Here is a 19,682-nt window from a genome sequence, read left to right on the forward strand (position 1 = left end):
TTCGGAGGCCGCCGGCTTACTTCACGAGCAGCATCGTACGCACAATGGTCTCGTCTCCCGCATGCAAGCGATACACATATACGCCGCTTGGCAAGTCGCCCGCTCCAAAGCGCACCATATGATGGCCCGCAGCCTTCGATTGATCGACCAGTATCGCTACTTCGTGCCCGAGCAGATTGTACACCGCAAGACGCACGTCCCCTGCCTTTGGCAATCCATACCGTATCGTCGTCTCCGGATTGAAAGGATTCGGGTAGTTGCCCGAGAGCGTCACCTCGGCCGGCAGTTCCTGGCTTTCCGTGTGTACATTGGTTCCCTTGAGCTCGAACGAAAGCATCGCCATGGGTTCGTCGGAGAACGGGCTCATTCCCTTGATACTCGTGATCGTTCCTCGAGGATTGGTGGCGGGATTGCTTAACGAGAACCCGTTCCCGTCCTCGGTCCCGGCGTCGTACGGAAACAGATCGACTTCACGCTCCGACCGCCACTGGCCCTGACCATCCAGCAGGGACAAGCCGGAAACGCCGACGAACCAGTCCGGACTGGGGCCGATCATCGACAGCAGGGTGAACAGCGGACGATCGCTTGTGACCTCGATATCGAACGTGGCTTTAGAGGTTCCCGTGCCGCCGATGCTTTGCTTGACGAGAGAAGCATTCGCCCCTGCCGCAGCGACTTCGGATTCGAAGGTCCCCGTGACGCCCAGTTCCGCCACCGACTCAACGCCGGCAGTAGCCGTGCCGCCGGACTCCCAGAACGTCACCATGTCGTTGTGCACCGCACCGACCAGCCTGGTAAAGTGTGCGCTACTCACCACCCCACCGGGGGTGCTGTCGGTGGTCCAGTTGCCCTGGAACGTCACCGTATAGGTAGCGGAAGTCGTCTGCGCCTGCACCGGAGTCATCGTCATCAGCGCAATGAGCGCTGCCAGCAAGCCCATTGTAATGCGGATGAACGGGTAAGCAGACATCATAGCAGGCATGCGATTTTCCGGACGCCGGGAAATGAACCAGGGTGTAGCCATGACCGGTACCAAGCAGAAAGGCAACAAGGAAAATGTTGCGCAAGCGAACAATTTTGCACGTATAGCATACAGTACGCCGACCTGAACCTGATGTTCGACGCTCAACTACCCCTGTCGCCATGTCCTCATCCGGCGATTTCGACGCGCGTAGCGCCTCCGTGGTCCGCGAAACCTCGGAAACCAGCGTACGCATCGAGCTACGGCTCGATCAGGCGGAAACGTACAAGAATGAAACAGGCATCGGGTTTCTGGACCACATGCTCGATCTGTTCGCAAAACACGGAGGATTCGGGCTGCAAACCTTCTGTGACGGCGATTTGCATGTAGACGAGCACCACACCGTCGAGGATGTGGCCATCTCGCTGGGAGACGCTTTTCGGGAAGCGCTGGGCGACAAAGCTTTCATTCGCCGCTTCGGGCACGCATACGTACCGATGGACGACGCCCTTGCCCGGGCGACCATTGATTTGTCCGGGCGCTTTTATCTGCATTACCAGGCAGATTTCGACCGTGATCGGGTGGGAGACCTTTCCGTCGAGATGGTCGAGCACTTCTGGCACGCGTTCGCCGAACATGCCCGATGCAACCTGCATATCGAAGCGCTCTACGGAAAAAATGCGCACCACAAGATAGAGGCAATCTTCAAGGCGGTTTCCCGCGCCCTGCGGGACGCTGTCTGCAGGGATCCGTCTTTCGCCAGGATGCCATCCACCAAGGGGTCCCTCTAACCCCGGCGGATCGTCTCCGGCGACAGTCTGCATCCCGTTACCTGCTCCAGCGCAACGCTATCACGCTTTAATCCGACGCTTTCACCCATGCTTCAGAACGAAACCGTCACGGTCATTGGCGCCGGGAATATCGGCCGCGCACTCATAGGCGGCCTTATCGAGGGCCATGAGTTCGAACCGGCTCAGTTGCGCGCCACGCGCCGTACCGAAACAGCGCTTAAAACCCTGCAAAAGGACTTCCCCGGTATCTCTACGACCAGTGACAACCCTGCCGCTGTACAGGGAGCGACCATGGTCATTCTTGCCGTGAAGCCACAAAACTTCGCAGGAGTCATCAAGGAAATAAAGGATAACGTGCATCCCGAAACGCTGGTTATCTCCGTACTCGCCGGCATTACCACCCACGCCCTGGAAGAAGCATTCGGCCAGAAAAACCCTGTGGTCCGCACCATGCCCAACACCCCTGCTATCGTGGACGAGGCAGCCTCGGCTATTGCGGGCGGGCAGTTCGCCGAGCCGAAGCATCTGGAACTCGCCAAACACATCTTCCAGGCCGTCGGCACAGTCGAAGTCGTTCCCGAATACATGATGGATGCAATAACGGGATTGTCAGGCAGCGGTCCTGCCTACGTATATATGTTCATCGAGGCGCTCACTGATGCGGGGGTCAAGCAGGGCCTGCCCCGGCCCACTGCATTTCGGCTGGCATCGCAGACCGTATACGGCGCGGCCAAACTGGTCCGGGATACAGGCAAGCACCCGGCCATCCTGCGCGACGAGGTTACGACCCCGGGGGGAACAGCCATTGCGGCGGTTGCGGAACTTGAGGCGCACGGCATACGCACCATGCTGATCAACGCGGTGGCCACGGCTTCCGAGCGTTCCGCGGAATTGAGTGGGGAATAACATGATTGCGATTGTCGATTACGGAATCGGCAACCTGCGGTCTATCGAAAAAGCGTTCGAGGCCGTGGGGGCTGATGTCGTTCGGTCGGATCGTCGGGAAGATATTCGCGCCGCCGACAAGGTAGTCCTGCCGGGCGTGGGGGCTTTCGGAGCCTGTATCGACGAAATACGCCGGAAAAAGCTGGAAGAGCCGATCCTTGGCGCAATCAGGGAGGGCAAACCCTTCCTCGGTGTATGTGTGGGTATGCAACTTCTCTTCGAATCAAGTGAAGAGATGGGCCAGCATAAAGGACTGGGGGTTTTACCGGGCCGCGTACTGCACTTTGCAACGGCATGCAAAACCGCTCTGTACAAGGAATCCCCGGAAGACCCATTGAAAATCCCGCACATGGGCTGGAATACCGTGGACCAGCAGCGCGAAGACCCGCTTTTTCGCGGTCTGCCTTCTCAACCGTACTTTTATTTTGTGCATTCCTATGCAGCGGCGCCGACCACTGCATCCGACATGCTGGCAAGCTGCCGGCATGGGGTTGCCTTTCCGGCCATTGTACAGCGAAACAATGTATACGGGGTCCAGTTTCACCCCGAGAAAAGCCAGGCAAACGGCCTGCGTATCCTGCAGAATTTTGCAGAATCGGTATAGCGCCCAGGCTTAAAGCCCGGGCACAAACTTGCGCACAGATCCGTGCAGCATAGCGAACGGGCGGAAGCTGACGGCTTTCCGCCCGTAGTTTTTGCACGAGCGCCCCGCGTAGAGCCATTCAAAAACCCTTTGCCATGCTCGTCATTCCGGCCATAGACCTGCGCGGCGGAAAATGCGTGCGGTTATACCAGGGCTCGTATGACAAGGAAACGGTGTATTTTGAAGACCCCGTCAAAATGGCCAAGTTGTGGCGCGTTCAGAACGCACGCACGCTGCATGTGGTCGATCTGGATGCAGCCCGCGGGGATCGTTCGCCCAATCGAGAGGTGATCCGCGCCATATGCAAGGAACTGGATATCCCGATACAACTGGGCGGCGGCATCCGTACCATGGAGGATATTGAAGAAGCTGTCGGGTTGGGAGTGTATCGGGTGATTCTCGGTACTGCGGCGGTGCGGGATCCCGACCTCGTTTCCGAAGCCGTAGCCCGGTTTTCATCCAGCCGGGTCGCCGTGGGAATTGACGCCCGCAACGGGGAAGTCCGTATAGAGGGATGGCTCGAAGGCAGCGGGCTCGACGCCGTGGCCATGGCGCAAGACATGGAAGATCGGGGAGTGCGGCGTATCGTGTATACGGATATCGGACGGGACGGTACCCTGAAAGGCCCCAACCTCAGCGCCTACCGGACGCTCGGCGAAAAACTTCATCATGCACGCATAACAGCCTCGGGTGGTGTGGGAGGCTATGCGGATCTGGTCCGACTCCAGGAGCTTGCTTTGCACAGGGTGGATTCGATCATCATCGGACGTGCGCTCTACGAAAATCGTTTTCCGTGCCAGCGATTCTGGTGCTGGAATTATAAGCAGGATGTCGATCTCGACCGGTTCTCGACGGCGAGCATGGCTTCCCGATCCGACAAGAATCCCAACCCCTGATGGCGCTCGCACGACGTATCATTCCCTGTCTGGATGTTGACGAGGGTCGCGTCGTCAAAGGCGTACGATTCGTGGATATCGTAGATGCCGGCGATCCGGTCGAGCAGGCGCGATTTTACGACGAAGCAGGCGCAGACGAGCTTGTTTTTCTGGACATTACGGCCACGCACGAAAACCGGGGAATCATGCATGATGTGGTGCGCCGCACCGCCGATCAGGTGTTTATCCCCCTGACGGTCGGGGGCGGACTCCGGACGGTCGAAGACATGCGGGCCATGCTTCACGCAGGCGCCGACAAGATATCTGTCAACTCTGCAGCCATCCGCGATCCGGATCTGATTTCGCGGGGCGCCGAAGCCTTCGGGACACAATGCATTGTCGTAGCGATTGACGCCAAACGCACAGGCAAGAGACAATGGGGCGTATATACGCATGGCGGACGTAATCCCGTCGATCTTGACGCGATCGATTGGGCGGTCGAGGCCGAGCAACGCGGAGCAGGTGAATTACTCGTCACGTCCATGGACTGCGACGGCACGAAGGACGGCTACGACACGGAGTTGCTCCGCGCCGTTGCCGAAAGTGTATCGGTTCCGGTCATCGCTTCAGGAGGCGCCGGCACACTGGAGCACCTGCACGACGCCCTTGTCCAGGGAAGCGCCGATGCCGTACTGGCGGCCTCGATTTTCCATTTCAGGGAATATTCCATTGCCGAAGCCAAACGTTTCCTGCACGATCAGGGCGTAGTCGTACGCATGAAGGAAACGGCATAACACAGACATACTCCATTCTCCCACCATCACGAACACAAAATATTTTCATAACCATCGCGTTCGCGAAACGACCGATGCTTGCCTGTCAAAAACATCTCTTTTCGCTTCCGGATCACCTCCACTATCTGAATTGCGCCTTCATGGCCCCCATGGCGCGAAAAGTGGAGGAAGCCGGCATAGCAGGGATCCGGCAGCGCCGTAATCCCGCCGGGGTAGAGCATGTGGATTTTTTCGAGGGAAGTAACCGACTCAGAACATTGTTCGGACAATTGATCCACGCCCCGTCCGATTCCATAGCCATCATTCCCTCTGCTTCGTATGGACTGGCTGCTATTGCCGCCAACCTGCCTGTCGAGCAAGGCGACCGGATCGTGGTGCTGGACGAACAGTTTCCGAGTAATGTGTATGTCTGGCGCCGAATGGCAGCGGACAAAGGCGCCTCGCTGGAAACCGTCGGTCCCGGTGAGGGGACCGGGAACCGGACTACCCGATGGAATGAACGCATTCTGGAAGCGATCGACGCGAGGACAGCGATCGTAGCCATGCCCCACATACACTGGATCGACGGTACGATCTTCGACCTCGAGGCCATTTCCCGACGGACCCACGAGGTAGGAGCAGCCCTGGTCGTGGACGGAACGCAGTCGGTAGGCGCCCTCCCCTTCGATACCGGGCGCATCCGTCCCGACGCAGTGATCTGCGCCGGATACAAATGGCTGCTCGGCCCTTACTCGCTCGGACTTGGCTACTATTCCGAACGCTGGCACAACGGGCGGCCCCTCGAGGAAAACTGGATATGCCGGGAAAGAAGTGAGGAGTTCGGCAATATCATTGCTTACCGGGACGAATATCATCCGGGCGCCATCCGATTCGATATGGGTGAGCGCAGTAACTTTGTGCTCGTTCCCATGTTGGCGGCGGCACTTGAAATGGTGCTTAACCTGACGCCGGCAGCCATTCAGGAGTACTGCCGGAACCTGACCCGGCCGCTTGCAGACTGTGCGGAGGAACTCGGATTTAAACTCGAATCTCCAGCGGGACGGGTACACCATCTGTTCGGGTTACGGACCCGGAAAGGCAATAACGTGGATCCTGACCGTCTGCGCGATATTCTTGAACAACGCAACATCTCCGTATCGGTACGGGGAAACGCCATCCGCATCGCGCCCCACGTCTATAACGACGAAGGAGATATACAAGCGCTGATCGAAGCACTGGAAGCAGCGATGCGGATCAGGACTTGACGGAATACCTCTCAAAAAAGCTGCATTACCGTATGGCCTATCTGCCGTACAAAAGGTCCCATGCGTAACCGCCTCGTTTACACAGGAAGCCTTGTACTTGCGGCGCTACTGCTGTATCTGGCATTGCGAGGAGTCGATATAAGCGCAATGGCGGATGCTCTTCGCACGGCGAATTATGCATGGATCCCTGTTCTTGTCGCGGTTATGCTGCTTGGCAATCTGGTACGGGCCTGGCGATGGCAACTCCTCATCGAAGCGCTCCCTGAAATCACCCATGGACAAGCCGATCATGCAGAAACAGATGTCGACGCACCCGGACTCCCAGGAATAAAACCCATCTTTTACTCGGTAATGATCGGCTATATGGTCAACTTTGCGGTGCCGAGGCTGGGCGAAGTCGCGCGAACCGCCAATCTCTCCGCGCAGACCCGCCTGCGCTTCAGCAGCTTGCTGGGTACCGTCGTAACGGAACGCATCCTCGACGTGGTTGTGCTGGGGATAGGCCTGGGCAGTGTCTTTCTCCTGATGACAGGTCGTGCAGCTATACTGGGCGACATCCTGATTGCGCCGGTCGCCGAACAACTTGATCGAATTTCCCTGACAGCCGTCATTCTGATCGCCTTTACCATTGCCCTGGCCGCTTTCCTCCTCTACAGATTCCTCTCGGGGATGTCCGAAAACTCCCGCAAAGGCGACGGATCCAGCGGAAAACATTCCCTGAAACCACGCCTGAGAACAGCCTTCAAGGCGTTTCGGGAAGGAATGACCACAATCCTGCATGCACCCGGCAAACAACGCATCGTATGGAGCACGGCTATCATGTGGTTTCTTTACCTGCTGATGGCCTATATCCCCTTCCTGATGCTGAATACGGCAGGAATCTATAATCTGTCCTTGCTTGACGGATGGATCATCATGATATTCGGTGCGGTCGGCATCCTCGTTCCCTTGCCCGGAGGGACGGGCTCTTATCATTATATTACGATCCAGGCGCTCGTCTATCTTTTCGCCTTCAGCCATGAAGCCGCCGCAACCTACGCCGTGCTCTGCCATGCTGCTCAGCTTGTGTTGCACGTTTCCGTCGGAGGGCTATGTGTGGTCCTCCAGGGATCGAAGATACCTTCCCTGCGCGCATCTGCATATTCCGCGCCGGAGAAGCGGGGATTATGAAGTCATACCGATCGTATCCATGCCCCTTTTCGGCATGATTCGCACCTGGGTCGCTTTCCTCACGCGCTGGATATTCCCGGCGGGGGCACTTCTGTGGATCTGGGGAACAAGTCCGGAATCGACGCACGCCATGCAGGCGCAAGAACGTCCCGGGTGTATCGTCCTTTCTCATACCGGATCGGACACGATGCAGTATGCTCAGAACCTCTGGATGCCCATTGTCCGTGCAGCTACAGGCATAGACGTTTTCGAGATCGCAAACGCCTGGCTATATCGCCCCTTGTTCGCCATCCGATACAAAATCGACGGCCAGGTGCTGCGCGTACATATCGAGGAAATTCAGGAAAACAGACGTACCCCGGCGGTCTATCCCATCGTCCTTACCCTCGAAGCCGGTGCGCTCGGAACCACGGAGCGCTTCGAGGTGACACTGAACGGGCGAATTGAAGAGTTTGCCCTGCCCTTCCCATACCGGCCGCGCTTCGTTGCGGTCTACCCGGAAACGCGAGGGGTCATGGAAAGCCGGATCAGCCAGCCGGCAGCGGGTTGGATCGCCCAGTTGCGCCATGCATCCCTGCCGGAAGCGCGGTTCGCCGCAGCACAAGCGTTACGTTCCCTTCCGCCCGATCCCGCACTGATGCTCGGGCTGAGAAACGCATTTGACGAAGAATCAGACGTACGGGTGCGGACAGCTATTGTGCAGTCCATGGCGCACCTTGCTTCCGGCGGAGCCGCCGACCGGGCGCTCGCCGCAGCCTATGAAGACGCCTCGCCGGATGTTCGAAACGCTGTGCTCGCATCGCTCAGCCAGACGTTATCCAGCCCCGCGTTGATCGCAATGGCATTGCGCGCCGCACAAACCGACACGGATCAGTCCGTGCAGGCAGAGGCCGTTCGGGCGCTCGCCAAAATGCAGGCGCCCGAGGCGTTACAAGTGGCCCGTTCGGCCCTGATTACCCCTTCCCGAAACGAGATCATCCGGATAGCAGGGCTTGATGCACTGGGCACGCTCCATGCATCTACCCATGGAAATGAACCGGAAACGGAGGAAAAAGCACAAGCCGCAACAGATACAGCACAAACCCTCCAGGAAAACATATCCCCGGAAATACTCGGCGAAGCGCTGACAGAAGGATTGCATTTCGCCGCAATGACATACCCCCTCCGCCTTCGCAGTGCGGCAAAGCGCCTTTTCCTGCGCATCAGACAAAACGAACCGACAGCGACGTACGGAGCGCCACGCTATCTGCGCGACCTTCATCCTTGTCCCTGAAAGGCGCCAAACGCTTCCGGTGACTACGAAACGGCATCCGGAACAGAACCCCTTGTGTGGACCGGAATGGAAACAGTTACCCTCACAGAGAGGAAGTATCCATCCGCGCTGCAGCAAAAAGGAGAATACCGGCCGCCACGGATGCGTTCAGTGATTCTGCAGGACCGGTCATCGGAATACGCACCCGGTAGTCGCACGCCGTAAGAACCGCCGGACGAATACCCTTTGCCTCGTTCCCGATAACGACCGCCATGGGGCGGTCCCATGCCATTTCCCATACGCTCACATCCCCCCCGACATCGGCTCCTGCCACCCAGTACCCCCGCTCCTTGAGTTGGTGGATAGCATCGACAATACTTGCGGGGCGGGCAATGGGAACACGCCCGGCGGCGCCGGCGCTTGCCTTCATGGCCGCGGCATTCAGCGGGGCCATACCGCTCCGGGGCACAATGACCCCAACCACACCCGAAGCTACTGCGCTGCGCAGCACCGCTCCAAAATTGAAAGGATCCTGCATCCCGTCGAGCACAAGCAACCGGGGCTTGCGCTGTTTTACTTCCTCAAGAGTAGGCGCCACGGACGCCAGCAAATCATCCAGGACCACATACGCCACCGGCGCCATGAGCGCCGCCGCCCCCTGATGCGTAATACCACGCGCCAACTGCCGGAGACGTCCCACCGGAACAAACTGCACCTGCACACCGGCCTGGGCAGCAATCCGGCGTATTTCCGTTAATTCACCCCCTCCCTGACGTTGAAGCAACACTTTCTCGATCCGGTCCGGAGTATGTTCGAGCGCCTCGCGGACAGGGCGCCGTCCCAAAACAAGCAGGTGATCTTCGTTCCGATCGGAAGACATGGTGGCGGCCTCAGGACCCGGCAGCCGCCTGCACGCCCGGGACAGAAGAGGAACCGGGCAATGACTGCTCCGGCCGGCGTTTCCATGTATATGCCAGCCCGGCCAGCCCGAGGAGAATCGCAACAAGAGAAATAACTTCGGCCTGCGTAACGGTCACACCAAGCACATCGAACGTGTTATTGACCCGTATTTGTTCGATGAGGAATCGTTCAACGCCGTTGAAAACGAGGTACCACGAAAAAAGCCACCCATTGCGGTAAGGATGTTTTCGAAGTGCCCACAGTAACCCGAACAACGCCGACGCCATCAGAAATTCGTAGATGGACGTCGGGTACACTCCCGATTCCGGCAACGTAACGCCAAGAATATTATTCGGGTAGGTCTCCGCCCATAACCAGGTTGGGATCCACCCCGGCTTGGCAAGAATATCCGCTGGAATGCCCCAATCGCCATCCCCGGCAAGGTGACAACCGATCCGTCCGATGCCGTAAGCAAGCATAAGAGACGGCGCCAGCGCATCGGCAAAGGCTGCTCCCGAAACCCCTTTTCTGCGTACATAGAGCGTAACGGCAACGCCGGCCACAATCAGTCCCCCGTAGAAGGTCAAGCCGCCGGAAGAGAAAAGCATAGTCACAGGATCGGCAAAGAACGCATCGAGGTTTTCCAGAATGTGAAAAACCTTGGCCCCGCCAATACCGCACACTACCACCAGTACGGTTACGGTGCCCATCAGCGCGGAGGGAGCCGTTTCCTGCACCACAGTACGCCCTTTTTTACCGCCTCCTTTCACACCCACGCGCACGCTGCCGATGCGGCCGGCTCCGTGCATACGATCCAATTCACGCTGCGCCAGCCACATGCCCGTAATTACCCCCACCGCCACCATAGCGCCAAACGAATAAATAGGAAACGGCAAGCTGAAGCCGAAAACATCCTGAAATATGTCGCTCAGTCGTGGATACATCGTTTACAGCGTCGCGTGGCGTTTATCGGGAAGATAGTAGATAAGAATCCCCGCTTTCACGAGAATCCCGTAAGCATTTCGATATGTGCTCAGGCGCCTCGTCGGCCGGAAGCTGCACCTGTTCGCCCGAATCCATGTTTTTCAACTGGATAATTCCGGCCTCCAGTTCGGTCTGCCCTGCAATCAGTGCAAAAAGCGCCCGCTGCCGGTGGGCCTCACGCATTTGCGCTTTCATGGAACGACCCTTCAGATCAAAACTCGCGGATATCCCCTGGCGCCGCAAGCGATGAGCCTCCCGAAACGCCCATCGCTGCGCCTCGTCGCCGAGCGCCACCAGAAAAACATCCGGGGGAAGGGTTTCCGGAATATTCGCATCTTGCGCATCAAGCGCCAGAAGCAATCGCTCGATCCCGGCAGCAAAGCCTACTCCCGGCGCAGGGCGATCCGATCCCAATGCAGAAGCCAACAGATCGTATCGACCACCGCCTGCCAATGCACTTTGCGCACCGAGGTCCGGACTCTCCAGTTCGAACGCTGTATGCATGTAATAATCCAGCCCGCGCACCAGCAAAAAATCCTCAATGAAATCGATCCCGGCATCGCCCAGGCATTCTTTCACGCTTTCATACCGTTTCCTGGTTTGTTCCCCCGTAAAATCAATCAACAAAGGAGCATCCCGGAGCAACGCCTGTTCCTGCTCGTCTTTCGTATCGAGGATACGAAGCGGATTCTTTTCCAGCCGCCGCTGCCCACTTTCGGAAAGGACATCCTTGTGGGGAGTCAACCAGGCGCGGAGCGCCTCCACATATTGTTTCCGCTCCTCCGGAAGACCCAACGTATTGATGCGCAGTCTGCTTCCCGTTATGCCAAAAGCGTCGTAAACAGCCAGCATAAGCGCAATGACCTCCGCATCGGCCCGCGGGTCATCTGTTCCGATGGTTTCGCATCCGAACTGGTGAAATTGCCGATACCTCCCCTTCTGGGGGCGTTCCGCCCGAAAACACGGACCGATGTAGTACAACCTCTGTACCCCGCCACGCTGGTCGAGGCGGTGCTGAAGCCAGGCGCGCATCACCGGCGCCGTCACTTCCGGACGCAGCACATACCGGTCATCCCCCCGCTCTACCACAAACATCTCCTTTGTGACAATATCCGACCCTTCGCCAATGCCCCGGACAATCAATCCCTCCTCTTCAAGAACAGGTGTACGGATCTCCTCGAAATGAAAGCGGCCCATGGTCTTGCGGATGACGTCCTCGACATACTGCCAGGCTGCGCTGCCGGGCACAGCAACCCCATCCGCCGCGGATGGCCAAGGCAGGATATCGAACGTACCGCGTATGTTCCGCCAGGTCTTCGCCACAGAAAATGCGCAGAGAGTATGAAGTGTTTACAAAACGCAAGTCATGCGAGCAAGCGGACAGATCGTTTCTTAACGTTTCGCATTCCGCCTTGTTCGCCGCAGTGCAGATTCCCCCTGTGGAATCCAGTGTTCAGGACCCGGCTGCAGGATCCGCCCCGCCGGGACGGCGCAAGCGCTCGATCACATACCTCATGTCTTCCGGAAGATCGGCTCGAAACGATACCCTCTGCTCTGTCCGGGGGTGAATGAACGTCAATGTTTCCGCGTGAAGCGCCTGCCGATCGAGCCGTGCAAAAAGATTCTGAGCAAACGCCTTGCGGCTTGCCGAAACCGGACCGAACCGCAACACCCGCCCCCCGTACGTCTCGTCCCCGAACACGGGATGTCCTATGTGTTGCGCATGTACGCGAATCTGGTGGGTTCGGCCCGTCTCCAGGCGAAAAGCAGCCAGTACGGTATGATCCAAACGCTCCAGCGTTTCATAATGCGTCACCGCATGTTTTCCTGTACCCGAAGGCGCCACGGTCATTCGCTTCCGATTCCGTGGATCGCGCCCGATATCCCCTTCGATACGCCCGCTGGCCGGATCCGGAACGCCCCATAGCAAGGCGAGATACCGCCGCACAATCGTGTGTTCCGCGAATTGACGGGCGAGATGCCGATGGGCTGCATCGTCTTTCGCTACAACGACCAGGCCGGATGTGTCCTTGTCGAGCCGATGCACGATACCCGGACGAATGGCTGGGTCGTCGTCCCGGTCCGGGAGCGCATGCAGGACGGAAAGTCCGACATCCTGCAGATCGTCGTTCGGAAAATCGTCACCTTCCAGACCGGCATTTACACCTATCGGCCCAGCGCCGACATGGTGCAGCAAGGCATTCACCAGCGTACCCGTGCGATGCCCGTACGCAGGGTGTACAACCATGCCGGCGGCCTTGTCCACCACGATGACCGCATCGTCTTCGTATACGATGTCCAGGGGAATAGGCTCAGGCTGCGCTTCGATCGGTGGAGTACGCAATATCGTGCATACGATCGTATCCCCGGCCTGTACAATATGAGACGGCTTGCCAACAGTCCCCCCGTTCACTGTCACCCGTCCCTCTTCGATGCCTTTACTCACCTTTGTGCGGGAAACATTCGGCAGAAACCGGGCGAGGTACCGGTCAAGCCGGAGAGATTCCGTATATCCGGCAGGCACCTGGAGCGTTACGATCTGTTCGACCCGTTCTTCGGACATGGCGGGCTCATTGGCGGCTAAGAATACGGCTTTAAAAATTTCTCAAAAAACAGGCTGGCGGAAATATCGGAATAATCCGTACATCCTTCTTACGACGCTACCGGTGCAACCAGAAAAAATTGCTTGCCCGCCAACTGCTTCACGATCCCTTTCAGTTCAAGATCCAGCAAATGCACGAGGGCCGTTGCCGGATCCATGCCGGCGGACAAACACAGCGTATTGATATGCAAGGCCCCTGTAGTAGTGGACAGAGCCTGGCACAAGGTTGTTTCTTCCGGAGAAAGTGCAGGAATGTCCTTCATGATGGGAGCAGGCATCGCCCTGGACCCCATATCCAGTTCTTCAAGGATATCTTCGACGCTCTGAACGAGTTTGGCTTCCCCTTTCTGGATCAGGCGGTTCACCCCTGCGCTGGACGGACTGTGTACGCTGCCCGGCACCGCAAATGCTTCCCGATTCTGCTCAACCGCTAATCGAGCCGTAATAAGCGCACCGCCCTCCTCGTATGCCTCGACGACCAGGGTACCCAAAGCGAGTCCGCTCACAATCCGGTTCCGGCGCGGGAAATGCATCCCGTCCGGCGCCATTCCCGGTGCATATTCGGACAGCAACGCGCCGTCGACCATCAGCTCTTCGGCAAGCCGAGTGTGCCGCGCCGGATAGATCCAATCAATGCCTGACCCAAGCACAGCAATTGTGCGGCCTCCTGCATCCAGGGCCGCCCGGTGCGCCGCCGCATCAACACCGTACGCCAGACCACTGACAATCAAAAATCCCTCTCGAACGAGCGCCTCCGTCAACTCTCCCGTAACGCGCAAGCCATACGGTGACATACGCCGCGTACCCACAACAGCCAGCGCGCGTGCCGGAGCGTCACTGACCGGCAATCTTCCCCGCATCCACAAAAACACCGGCGGGTCGTGTATCTGGCGCAACAGGAACGGATAATTCGGATCCCCGAGTGTGACGATCCCGGCGCCGGCTTTTTCAGCCCGGGAAAACTGCTCATCGACAGCTTTCCCGTAATCGGCCGTTGCGATCTGCACGGCAAGGTCCCGACCGATACCGGGAACAGAAGCCAGTGATGCTGCCGAAGCGCCAAGTACGGCTTCGGCCGAACCCATGCTTGACATAAGCGCCCTCATACGTCTCGATCCGACGCTCGGAACCAGCGAAAGCGCAACGAGCGCTCGTCGTTCTGTGTCATCCGGTATATCAGGCACAGAAGAACTGTCCGCTGACGACGCCCGGCGCCTTCTCGACTCCCCCGTCATTCGGAATGCTGATCCTCCCTGCTTTGCCGAACGGCCTCCCAAAGCCGCTGTTTCAACGTGTCCAGTCCGAAACCCGCCACCGAGCTGATCGCTGTCGGGACAACGCCTTCCGGAAAGCCCTCCTGTGCAATATCCGGTAAAAGCCTCCGCTCCTCGGAAGGCAATAAATCGGTTTTCGATAACGCCACGACCCGTGGTTTGTCGAGCAATACGGGATCGTAGGCTGCCACTTCTTTCAGCAACACATGGTATTCCCCTGCCAGGTCCTTCGAATCAACAGGGATGAGAAAAAGCAGCACTGCATTGCGTGCAATATGACGCAAAAACTGTATCCCCAGCCCCTTGCCTTCGTGGGCTCCCTCGATGATCCCTGGAATATCGGCGATCACGAACGACTGGTACTCCTCGACCTGCACAACACCCAGCGAAGGTTCAAGCGTCGTGAAGGGATAATCGGCTACTTTCGGCTTCGCTGCCGACAAAACGGAAACAAGCATGCTCTTGCCCGCATTCGGAAATCCCACGATGCCGACATCAGCCAGTAAACTAAGTTCGAGCGTGATTTCCCGTTCATGCCCCGCCTCGCCCGGCTGGGCATGGCGCGGCGTCTGATTCGTCGGGGACTTGAAAAACGCATTGCCTTTGCCGCCCCGTCCACCTTCCGCAAGGATCAGCCGCTCACCCTGCACACACACTTCGCCAATGATCTCACCCGTGCCGCGCTGTCTGGCCACGGTGCCGAGCGGCACGCGAAGAACAATATCCTGACCGGAACGTCCGGTCCGGTTGTTGCCGGCGCCTGTCTCGCCGTTTTCTGCGAAATGGTGCCGGTTGTAGCGAAAATCCAGGAGGGTGTACAGGTTGCTGTCCCCCTCGATGATCACCGAACCTCCATTCCCGCCGTCCCCTCCCGCAGGACCGCCTTGCGGTTCGTATTTCTCCCTCCGGAATGCGACGGCGCCCGCCCCGCCACGCCCGCTCCGTACGGTAATTGTTACGTAATCGACGAATTTCATACTTGTGCGTACGTATACGTATACTTTGCCTGCCGACGCTTTCCTACCGGATCAATACGGCGGTGGTTCTGTCAATACCGCCTTCTCAAGACACCCGATCGTGCAAAACATAACCATTTATACGGACGGCGCCTGTAGCGGGAACCCCGGCCCCGGCGGCTGGGCGGCCCTTCTCATGTACAAATCGCACCGCAAACAACTGACCGGCGGCGCATTGCATACGACAAACAACCGGATGGAACTCACGGCCGCCCTCGAGGCGCTCCGCCATCTGAAGAAACCATGTCAGGTACAGCTCCACACGGACAGCGCCTATCTTGCAAATGCATTCAACAGGCACTGGCTCGACGCCTGGCAGCGCAACGGCTGGAAAACAGCAGGCAAAAAACCTGTAGAAAACAAGGATTTATGGGAACCTTTGCTCCAGGAAAGCACCCGCCATCGCATAACTTGGATCAAGGTAAAGGGACACGCCGACAATGAACTCAATAACCTCGTCGATGAAGCGGCTGTCGCCGCCATGAAAGAATACAAGCGCCAGCGGGATATCGGAGCATAACGTAGCGCCGCTTCATTGTCGCCGCACACGTTTCTTCAATCTTTGTATTAACGTGAGATTCCGGTGTGGCCTGCTGTGCGCGTGCAGGTGATCGACATGGTGGTGCTCGGCACATTCCTCCGCGGAATCTTCCAGTTGAATAGTGACATGGTGGATGCCAAAATCATGATAGACGATGCGCTGCAGACGGCGCAATAAGGAAGTACGGTCTACCTCTTTAACCTCGGGGTCGATCAGAATGTGCGCAGTAAACACATCATAGTCCTGAGCAAGGCTCCAGACATGGACATCGTGAATCAGGAGAACGCCTTCCACATCTTCTATCTCGCTGCAAAGACGATAGACATCAATGTGTTCAGGGGTCCCTTGCAGCAGCAAATGAATCACTTTACCTAACAGACGCCAGGTGCTGGACAAAATAAGCACAGCGATGATCACGCTCAGGATGGGATCCGCAAGCGTCCAGCCGAAGGCCCAAACGAGCACACCCGATACGACCACACCGACAGACCCCAACAAGTCGGCTATGACGTGCCGGAAAGCGCCTTCGACATTAACACTGTGCTCGGCCGACTTGTGGAGAATCCGGGCTGCTGCGATATTGACGAGAAGGCCGATGGAACCGACAATCAACATAAGTCCGCCTTCCACATCCGGCACATCCCTGAAACGATGCCAGGCTTCGAGGACTACACCCCCCGCAATCAGCCAGAGTGTAAGTGCATTGATCAGGGCCGCCAGAACTTCAAGACGGCGATAGCCGAAGGTTTTCTCCGCCGATGCAGCCCGACTTGAAAAGTGCAGGGCGGCCAATGCCAGACCTATGGACGCCGCGTCGGTCAGCATGTGTCCGGCGTCCGCGAGAAGCGCCAGACTGCCTGATAAAACACCCCCGACGACCTCTACGAACATATAGCCGACAATCAGTATAAGCGCACCCTTCAGACTGCGCTTGCTCGCCCCGCGCAGATCGTGTCCGTGTCCGCCCAAGCCATGGCTGTGGCTATGACTATGGCTGTGGCTATGACTATGGCTGTGGTCGTGACTATGACTGTGATCGTAGCTATGGTTATGACCGGATGTGGCGGACAACAACATTTCAACACCGGAGAGAATGCATCTGGCACAAAAGAATTTGCGCTAACAATATAGGATACTCTCAAGGCTGCGGCGAGTGCAACATCCGACGGCAAACGACCGTACAAATGGTGCCCCTGTAAACTGTCTATGCCACCTGTGCCAGGGGGGAAAAACCTCGATCCTGCGAGCGGCACGATATTTCATCAGTATTGGATAGAGGCTGTCGCCATGTTCCAACTCGCCGGATCGCTCGCCGCCCCGATTGTGGGCGCATTGCTATACGGGTGGCTGCATGATCGGTCTGGCGCCACGCGCCTCTTTGACGGCTCTATGTATATCGCCATCCCGGCGCTGGTTATCTGGCAGGCGGTTCCGCACGCCTGGGCCGAGCATGGCGTACTGCTCCTTGCGGTGCTTGGCCTGGGCATAGGCCTGCCCACCCTCATCGAACGCCTTTCGACTTCGCTTGCATCACAGACGGACAATGTAGCGTTGCTGATCGGCCTGTCCGGTTTGGTGCTGCATGCGTTTCTGGAGGGAGCCGCGCTGGTGCCCCGGGGGACCGGAATCGTACCCGCTGTCATTCTTCACCGGGTGCTGGTGGGTCTTACCATCTGGTGGCTATTGCGCCCCCGGCACGGCTTCGGGTGGGCTTCACTCGGAATCGCAGTAATCCTTGCCGCTACCGTGGCAGGGTACGCGGCAGGAACCCAATTCTTCGGACATGGCAGCGGCGTGGAGCTTTACCAGGCATTCGTTGGCGGATCACTGCTGCATGTCGTGTTCCACAAGGGTCGCCACGACCATCAGCACAAGGACCATTAAGCATATCTGCGTATACGCCTCGCCTTCAACGAAGCGGTCCCGGCGCCCTACCCTTCCTCCACAGAGATCTCAAAATCCTCCATCACCGGATTTGCAAGGAGTTGTTCGCAGGCCGCCCTGGCCATACGCTCGGCATCTTCCTGCGTACGTTCGTCGATCCACATCTCCACGAATTTTCCGATCCGGACCCGTTCTACCCGTTCGAAGCCAAGGTTTTCCAGTGCGTGATGGGTCGTTTTCCCCTGAGGATCAAGAATGGAAGATCGCAAAGTGACGCGGACGCTGGCTTTATACATGAAATCGCGAGACGATACGGTGACGAAACAGTACCTGGATGTACAGCAAGATACGCCATGCGCCTCTGTCACGTGCTTCCTTTGTCTTTCTCTGCAGGAATTCCATGGAACAGCGAGTACACGGCGCGAAAAACATTAATCAGCACATAGCCGGTCAGCACCACAAGCAACCCGATCTGTTGCAGAAAAATAATAAGCAGGAATCCTGTTGCGTACAATGCGGTCTTGCGCGGGTGGCCGAGAATGTACGCGCGGGTCGGTCTTGGCAGCGTATCGAATTTCACCGTGGAAATCATCAGTATCGACAAACCGATTGACAAAGGAATGAAAACCGACAAGCCCCCCGGACTGAACCGGTGAAACCAACCCGCCTCGTCAAAATTGAGAATGAATGCCACAATAACCGCAGCCATCGCGGGGGTGGGCAATCCCATGAAATAATCCCGCTTCACGCCATCGAACCGCACATTGAACCGGGCAAGACGTACGGCCCCGCATATCGTCGGGAGAGACGAAACAATCAGACCAACCGCCCCATATTCCTGCAACCCGAATACATAGATCAGCACGGATGGGGCCACGCCGAACGACACAATATCGGAGAGTGAGTCCAGTTCGACGCCGAAAAGGCTCGTGCTGTCCGTAAGGCGCGCCATCATACCGTCCAGCGCATCGAATAGTCCTGCCAACACGATAAGCCAACAGGCATATTCAAAACGTCCCTCGATCGTCTGGACGACGGCGAGATACCCTGAGAGAAGGTTCATCAGGGTGAAAAATGAAGGTACGGCGGTACGTGACCCTACCCTCCGCCTTTCGTCGGAATCGTCGTTCGTCATGGCTCATGCCCCGGAGTAGGGAACTGTCCAAGGATCGTTTCCCCCGCACGCACACGATCTCCCACGGATACCCGCAACGTCACATCCTGCGGCAGGAACACATCCATCCGTGACCCGAACTTTATGATGCCGAAACGCTGTCCTGCTTCGACCTGATCTTCGCTTGCCACATAATACACGATGCGGCGCGCCACGGAACCGGCAATCTGCCTGAAAAGCACTCGCGCTCCGGATGGATGCCGTATTCCGATTTCCGAACGCTCATTTTTTTCGCTTGCTTCGGGGCGCCATGCGACCAGATATTTGCCGGGTATGTATCTCACATGCTCAACCATCCCGTCCACCGGGATGCGGTTTACGTGCACATCGAACAGGGAAAGGAAAATAGATACTTTTTGAGCCACGCTCCCGAGGTACAGGGGCTCGGAAACCGCATTATCCACGATCACCACCCTGCCGTCCGCCGGCGCCAGCACGAGTTGATCGGAAAGGGGTGGAGGCGTGCGGGCAGGGTCGCGAAAAAAGAACAGCACCCCAGCGGTGATGCACACCGCAACAACCAGACACAGTATACCCCACCACGCGGATACAAGCAGAACGATGCCGGAAAGCGCCGCGGCAAGCACGAGCACGATACCTATGATAACGTATCCTTCACGTGCAACCACTCC

At 57.7% G+C, this 19,682-nt stretch carries 20 protein-coding genes and 1 pseudogene; 10 read left to right on the plus strand and 11 right to left on the minus strand.

The annotated features are described in order from the left end of the window. Positions 1–16: 16 nt before the first annotated feature. Positions 17–1,024, minus strand: coding sequence for a T9SS type A sorting domain-containing protein (locus tag F4Y00_10270; GenBank protein MYE05341.1), 1,008 nt, complete (start codon positions 1,022–1,024; stop codon positions 17–19). A 119-nt stretch (positions 1,025–1,143) separates the two neighbouring features. Here F4Y00_10270 and hisB point away from each other — a divergent pair, with 119 nt between their 5' ends. From hisB to F4Y00_10310, 8 genes are all read left to right on the plus strand, one after another. Next, positions 1,144–1,752, plus strand: coding sequence for an imidazoleglycerol-phosphate dehydratase HisB (hisB, locus tag F4Y00_10275; GenBank protein MYE05342.1), 609 nt, complete (start codon positions 1,144–1,146; stop codon positions 1,750–1,752). Positions 1,753–1,839: 87 nt separating this feature from the next. Next, positions 1,840–2,658, plus strand: a complete 819-nt coding sequence (proC, locus tag F4Y00_10280) for a pyrroline-5-carboxylate reductase (GenBank protein ID MYE05343.1) — start codon at positions 1,840–1,842, stop codon at positions 2,656–2,658. Position 2,659: 1 nt separating this feature from the next. Continuing rightward, positions 2,660–3,301 (plus strand): imidazole glycerol phosphate synthase subunit HisH, encoded by a 642-nt coding sequence (hisH, locus tag F4Y00_10285; GenBank protein MYE05344.1) that lies wholly within the window; start codon positions 2,660–2,662, stop codon positions 3,299–3,301. Between the two features lie 134 nt (positions 3,302–3,435). After that, a complete protein-coding gene (gene hisA / locus F4Y00_10290; GenBank protein MYE05345.1) occupies positions 3,436–4,236 on the plus strand; it encodes a 1-(5-phosphoribosyl)-5-[(5-phosphoribosylamino)methylideneamino]imidazole-4-carboxamide isomerase in 801 nt (266 codons plus the stop codon). Next, entirely contained in the window at positions 4,236–5,009 is a 774-nt protein-coding gene (hisF, locus tag F4Y00_10295) for an imidazole glycerol phosphate synthase subunit HisF (protein ID MYE05346.1), read from the plus strand. Before hisA ends, hisF begins: the two co-directional genes overlap by 1 nt. 74 nt (positions 5,010–5,083) lie before the next feature. Further along, a complete protein-coding gene (locus tag F4Y00_10300; GenBank protein ID MYE05347.1) occupies positions 5,084–6,253 on the plus strand; it encodes an aminotransferase class V-fold PLP-dependent enzyme in 1,170 nt (389 codons plus the stop codon). A gap of 60 nt (positions 6,254–6,313) precedes the next feature. After that, positions 6,314–7,423 (plus strand): flippase-like domain-containing protein, encoded by a 1,110-nt coding sequence (locus tag F4Y00_10305; protein ID MYE05348.1) that lies wholly within the window; start codon positions 6,314–6,316, stop codon positions 7,421–7,423. Then, positions 7,272–8,696, plus strand: coding sequence for a HEAT repeat domain-containing protein (locus F4Y00_10310; protein MYE05349.1), 1,425 nt, complete (start codon positions 7,272–7,274; stop codon positions 8,694–8,696). Before F4Y00_10305 ends, F4Y00_10310 begins: the two co-directional genes overlap by 152 nt. 82 nt (positions 8,697–8,778) lie before the next feature. Here the strand turns inward: F4Y00_10310 and rlmB are convergent, their stop codons facing one another. From rlmB to obgE, 6 genes are all read right to left on the minus strand, one after another. After that, complete coding sequence (rlmB, locus tag F4Y00_10315; protein MYE05350.1) at positions 8,779–9,555, minus strand: 23S rRNA (guanosine(2251)-2'-O)-methyltransferase RlmB; 777 nt, start codon at positions 9,553–9,555, stop codon at positions 8,779–8,781. A gap of 10 nt (positions 9,556–9,565) precedes the next feature. Beyond that, the gene (locus F4Y00_10320) at positions 9,566–10,519 is read right to left on the minus strand and encodes a prolipoprotein diacylglyceryl transferase (protein ID MYE05351.1); all 954 of its coding nucleotides are present in this window, start codon (positions 10,517–10,519) and stop codon (positions 9,566–9,568) included. 22 nt (positions 10,520–10,541) lie between these two features. Further along, on the minus strand, positions 10,542–11,882 hold the full coding sequence (locus F4Y00_10325) for a histidine--tRNA ligase (protein ID MYE05352.1): 1,341 nt from the start codon (positions 11,880–11,882) through the stop codon (positions 10,542–10,544). A 130-nt stretch (positions 11,883–12,012) separates the two neighbouring features. Continuing rightward, positions 12,013–13,122, minus strand: coding sequence for an RluA family pseudouridine synthase (locus tag F4Y00_10330; protein MYE05353.1), 1,110 nt, complete (start codon positions 13,120–13,122; stop codon positions 12,013–12,015). Positions 13,123–13,211: 89 nt separating this feature from the next. Continuing rightward, the gene (dprA, locus tag F4Y00_10335) at positions 13,212–14,396 is read right to left on the minus strand and encodes a DNA-protecting protein DprA (protein MYE05354.1); all 1,185 of its coding nucleotides are present in this window, start codon (positions 14,394–14,396) and stop codon (positions 13,212–13,214) included. Further along, positions 14,393–15,412, minus strand: coding sequence for a GTPase ObgE (gene obgE, locus F4Y00_10340; GenBank protein ID MYE05355.1), 1,020 nt, complete (start codon positions 15,410–15,412; stop codon positions 14,393–14,395). The genes dprA and obgE overlap by 4 nt, the downstream gene beginning before the upstream one ends. Positions 15,413–15,512: 100 nt before the next feature. Between obgE and rnhA the strand changes: the two genes are divergently transcribed. Further along, the gene (rnhA, locus tag F4Y00_10345) at positions 15,513–15,971 is read left to right on the plus strand and encodes a ribonuclease HI (GenBank protein ID MYE05356.1); all 459 of its coding nucleotides are present in this window, start codon (positions 15,513–15,515) and stop codon (positions 15,969–15,971) included. A gap of 12 nt (positions 15,972–15,983) precedes the next feature. Here rnhA and F4Y00_10350 read toward each other — a convergent pair whose 3' ends face one another. Further along, positions 15,984–17,069: a cation transporter gene (locus F4Y00_10350; protein MYE05357.1), complete on the minus strand. Its 1,086-nt coding sequence runs from the start codon at positions 17,067–17,069 to the stop codon at positions 15,984–15,986. Positions 17,070–17,198: 129 nt separating this feature from the next. Between F4Y00_10350 and F4Y00_10355 the strand changes: the two genes are divergently transcribed. Beyond that, positions 17,199–17,876, plus strand: a complete 678-nt coding sequence (locus F4Y00_10355) for a hypothetical protein (protein MYE05358.1) — start codon at positions 17,199–17,201, stop codon at positions 17,874–17,876. A 47-nt stretch (positions 17,877–17,923) separates the two neighbouring features. Here the strand turns inward: F4Y00_10355 and purS are convergent, their stop codons facing one another. The 3 genes and pseudogenes from purS to F4Y00_10370 form a co-directional block, all read right to left on the minus strand. Beyond that, positions 17,924–18,172, minus strand: coding sequence for a phosphoribosylformylglycinamidine synthase subunit PurS (purS, locus tag F4Y00_10360; GenBank protein ID MYE05359.1), 249 nt, complete (start codon positions 18,170–18,172; stop codon positions 17,924–17,926). Positions 18,173–18,240: 68 nt separating this feature from the next. After that, positions 18,241–19,018, minus strand: a pseudogene (gene pssA / locus F4Y00_10365) (CDP-diacylglycerol--serine O-phosphatidyltransferase). Continuing rightward, entirely contained in the window at positions 19,008–19,679 is a 672-nt protein-coding gene (locus F4Y00_10370; protein ID MYE05360.1) for a phosphatidylserine decarboxylase family protein, read from the minus strand. The pseudogene pssA and the gene F4Y00_10370 overlap by 11 nt, the downstream one beginning before the upstream one ends. Positions 19,680–19,682: the final 3 nt, after the last annotated feature.

The sequence above is a fragment of the Bacteroidetes bacterium SB0662_bin_6 genome, assembly GCA_009839485.1.
In the GTDB taxonomy this organism is placed as follows: Bacteria; Bacteroidota; Rhodothermia; order Rhodothermales; family VXPQ01; genus VXPQ01.

Bases quoted from the DNA above. Each gene is read 5' to 3' on its own strand.
- hisF (MYE05346.1), top strand. From the start codon at position 4,236: ATGGCGCTCGCACGACGTATCATTCCCTGTCTGGATGTTGACGAGGGT.
- F4Y00_10300 (MYE05347.1), top strand. From the start codon at position 5,084: ATGCTTGCCTGTCAAAAACATCTCTTTTCGCTTCCGGATCACCTCCAC.
- F4Y00_10350 (MYE05357.1), bottom strand. From the start codon at position 17,069: ATGTTGTTGTCCGCCACATCCGGTCATAACCATAGCTACGATCACAGT.
- proC (MYE05343.1), top strand. From the start codon at position 1,840: ATGCTTCAGAACGAAACCGTCACGGTCATTGGCGCCGGGAATATCGGC.
- F4Y00_10330 (MYE05353.1), bottom strand. From the start codon at position 13,122: ATGTCCGAAGAACGGGTCGAACAGATCGTAACGCTCCAGGTGCCTGCC.
- hisB (MYE05342.1), top strand. From the start codon at position 1,144: ATGTCCTCATCCGGCGATTTCGACGCGCGTAGCGCCTCCGTGGTCCGC.
- purS (MYE05359.1), bottom strand. From the start codon at position 18,172: ATGTATAAAGCCAGCGTCCGCGTCACTTTGCGATCTTCCATTCTTGAT.
- rlmB (MYE05350.1), bottom strand. From the start codon at position 9,555: ATGTCTTCCGATCGGAACGAAGATCACCTGCTTGTTTTGGGACGGCGC.
- F4Y00_10355 (MYE05358.1), top strand. From the start codon at position 17,199: ATGCCACCTGTGCCAGGGGGGAAAAACCTCGATCCTGCGAGCGGCACG.
- F4Y00_10320 (MYE05351.1), bottom strand. From the start codon at position 10,519: ATGTATCCACGACTGAGCGACATATTTCAGGATGTTTTCGGCTTCAGC.
- F4Y00_10310 (MYE05349.1), top strand. From the start codon at position 7,272: ATGAAGCCGCCGCAACCTACGCCGTGCTCTGCCATGCTGCTCAGCTTG.
- obgE (MYE05355.1), bottom strand. From the start codon at position 15,412: ATGAAATTCGTCGATTACGTAACAATTACCGTACGGAGCGGGCGTGGC.
- hisA (MYE05345.1), top strand. From the start codon at position 3,436: ATGCTCGTCATTCCGGCCATAGACCTGCGCGGCGGAAAATGCGTGCGG.
- dprA (MYE05354.1), bottom strand. From the start codon at position 14,396: ATGACGGGGGAGTCGAGAAGGCGCCGGGCGTCGTCAGCGGACAGTTCT.
- F4Y00_10270 (MYE05341.1), bottom strand. From the start codon at position 1,024: ATGGCTACACCCTGGTTCATTTCCCGGCGTCCGGAAAATCGCATGCCT.
- hisH (MYE05344.1), top strand. From the start codon at position 2,660: ATGATTGCGATTGTCGATTACGGAATCGGCAACCTGCGGTCTATCGAA.
- F4Y00_10305 (MYE05348.1), top strand. From the start codon at position 6,314: ATGCGTAACCGCCTCGTTTACACAGGAAGCCTTGTACTTGCGGCGCTA.